The organism is Xenophilus azovorans DSM 13620, assembly GCF_000745855.1.
GTDB classification, from domain to species: domain Bacteria; phylum Pseudomonadota; class Gammaproteobacteria; order Burkholderiales; family Burkholderiaceae_C; genus Xenophilus; species Xenophilus azovorans.
In genome coordinates this window covers 1-1,867 of the sequence record NZ_JQKD01000125.1, presented here as the reverse complement: position 1 = coordinate 1,867, position 1,867 = coordinate 1, and the positions used below count along the sequence as shown (strand labels likewise).

The following is a 1,867-nucleotide window of genomic DNA, read 5'->3' as shown; positions in this document are numbered from 1 at the left end:
CCCCGGGAGTGCGGTTGCCTGGTAGTTCTGAAGGCCGCGGTCGCCGGCGGTCCGACCGCCGTGGACCTGACGCCAGCGCTGCGCCGAAAGGTGTCCGGGTACGCCATCCAGGCATCATGATCACGTGTGTTGCCTGATGCCAGAACGAACAAGCGAGGTGACTCCCCTGCGCCGTCGACGTCGGCCGCAAGGCGGTCCAGCATCGAGGACCACGATGAAGGACGCCCGCGATCACGGTAGTCCGACGCCGTTACCGCAGTTGCAAAAACCCGTTGGCGTTCAGGCTGCGTGATCTCCGGTCGACTCACCGCTTCGGCGAACAGATAGGCATGATGTTTTGCGTCCCCGGCATTGTCCCCTTCAGCGGACACGAGCTTGACCGACTCCAGACGATGCGTGACAGCCACTGGGGCTGCCTGCCCGACTGCGACCGCGAGTTCCCCATACGCCGCCAAGCCTGCCAACCCCGTGCCATGGTTGGCCGTGTCGTCGACTCCCCAGGCTGGATTCACCGTGTGCTGGTCAGCCCCGTCCAGGAGCGGCGCCAACATCGGATGACCACGGTTAACCCCGGAGTCGAGTAGGCAAATGTGCGGGGTCTCTACGGCCGGCCATTGAGCGTGGGCCAACATGTCGTTCATCCAGGCACCTTGCTCTTCCACACCCATGCCATCGAAGAACTCGGCCGTGTCCTTTGCCTTGCGGAGTTCGGCCACACAATTCAACAGCATCACGGATTGGCTGAACTGTGCCTGCGACCCGTACATCATCACGACGGTGCGTTCGGGGAAGTTCGCTTGGTGCGTGCTGGCCTCGCAACCGGCGTATTGCGCGAGTTTCCGAAAGTCCTCCACGACTTTCTGACGATCCTCGCGCACGGGTAGCCAAACTTCCCACCAGAACGCGGTGGCCACATCGGCAGGCAACAGGTTCGGGTCGTCCGTCCACAGCGCACGCAGTTCCGCGCGACGGATGGACGCGATGGTGTGGATCAACGCCTTGTGGTCGAGCGAACGTCCAGACTCTCCCTTGCGATCGGCCAGATAGTCGGCAACGTAAGACTCGAAGTGCGCCAGCTTGCCGTCCGGGACAAACACATTCGCGTACGCAACGTCGCCCGCCTTGCGCACACTGAGCAACTCGATGTGCTTCATTTCGTTGCCCAGGCTCTGAAAAGCCAGTTCGACATCGGGCCTGCAGGCCCACACCGCTTTCCAAGCCTTGGTCGCGCTGAGCCTGCGCCGCTTCAGCCGCCAGCGGCTTCAGCGCTTGCCATTGCCCTTGGAGTGCCTGCCCGTGCGTTTGACGATCTCTCGTCGGGAGCAGCGTCGGGCCGCCTCCCGGGCTGCGTGCCGTGAACGGCACAGCCTCGGAGGTGTTGTGAAGGACGAGGTGGGGACGTTTATCGGCCTGTTCTTGCGGCATCGCTGGATGACTTCTTGTTATGTTCGAGTCGTTCGCTCAACCGACGCCGCTCCTCCAACGCCCGTCCCAGCGCTTGCGCCGATGCACGGTCTCCTTCGTGCATGACGGCCTCCTTGATCGCCTCGTCCACTGCCCGGCGAATCTCAGCATAGCTCAGGCCCTGAGCTTTCGCGGCAAGTGCCTTCAAGGACAGCGGCTTGGGTGCGAAGCGCGCCAACCGAGCGCGAATCAGTTCACCGGCTTGCTCTACGGTGGGCAAGTGGTACTCCAGCACATCATCGAAGCGGCGGAACAGCGCGTAGTCGAGGATCTCCGGATGGTTCGTTGCCGCGACGATCAGGCTGTGAGTATGCGTCCGGCCAACCCACATTGAAGTTCGATAGCCGGCCAAGGATGCTTGTGTCCACGGACTTTTGCGTGGACACATGGACACTTTGGAAAC

The 1,867-nt window shown here is 62.5% G+C and carries 1 protein-coding gene and 1 pseudogene; both read right to left on the bottom strand.

Annotated elements, in window-relative coordinates:
• On the bottom strand, positions 1–1,154 hold a 1,154-nt coding region (locus Q392_RS26330), incomplete at its 3' end, for a S8 family peptidase (RefSeq protein ID WP_211260317.1).
• A gap of 248 nt (positions 1,155–1,402) precedes the next feature.
• Positions 1,403–1,867: pseudogene (locus tag Q392_RS26325) on the bottom strand (hypothetical protein); the annotation flags it as partial.